This window comes from Campylobacter concisus, from assembly GCF_902460595.1.
Taxonomy (GTDB): Bacteria; Campylobacterota; Campylobacteria; order Campylobacterales; family Campylobacteraceae; genus Campylobacter_A; species Campylobacter_A concisus_BL.
Window position 1 is genome coordinate 1 of the sequence record NZ_CABPVA010000042.1, and the last position, 915, is coordinate 915.

The window sequence follows — 915 nt, forward strand, 5'->3', positions numbered from 1 at the left end:
CGATGTATTTTTACTTGGTGGTGGAACGATTTTTATGGATAGTAATAAGGCTAGTTTTTTGATGATATATTTATCATTTTTTGTATCATATGCAAAAAGTACTGGAAAAAAGGTTGTTTTGATTGGTATAGGGATAGATATTTTAAGCAGTTTTTTTTCTATACTGGCAATGAAAAAAATATTATCAAATTCTCATTTTGTCTATTGTAGAGATGCTTTGTCTTTTCAAATAGCAAAAAAATTAAGTACAGCAGCTAATGTTATATTGACGCAAGATCTAGTTTTTGGTTCCTTTTGGAGTAAGAGTATTTTGAATGATGATGGCGTTAATCGTGAGAATAAAACAATAGGCATATCTTTAATTGATTATTCTGATAAATATGGTGAAAATTATATACCTGAGCTTAATAATATACTAAACGCCTATATTAAAAATGGTTTTAAAATAAAACTTTTATCATTTCAAATTAATACAGATAAAGCGGATAATTTATTTTATGAGCGACTAATGCATCATGAAGATATTGAGATAGTAAATTTAAATATTGGTAATTTTTTAGAACATTTTAATAGTCTTGATTATGTTTTAAGCATGAGATTTCATGGCATACTTTTGGGGATATTATTTCAAAAATATACTTTAGGTATCGTACATGAAGTTAAAAATCAACAACTATGTTTAGAAACCGGAGTAGATTATCTGTTTTTAAATGATCTAACATTAAATAAGGTAATGAATAGTGATTTTAGAAGACTAGATGCAGATATGTTAACCAAGTTGACCCTGTGTTCTGGTGTTAATTTTGATTTTATATCAAAGGGGTGAAATTTGAATATAGCTCTTTTTTCTCCGGGTGTATATTGTATATTTTTTAATGAACTAATTGACTATGCTAAAAAGAATAAATTTTGTAT

Annotated in this window: 1 protein-coding gene; it reads left to right on the top strand. The window is 26.4% G+C overall.

Features of this window, described 5'->3' with window-relative positions; genetic code table 11:
- On the top strand, positions 1–826 hold an 826-nt coding region (locus F3G86_RS10215; protein ID WP_149723785.1), incomplete at its 5' end, for a polysaccharide pyruvyl transferase family protein.
- Positions 827–915: the final 89 nt, after the last annotated feature.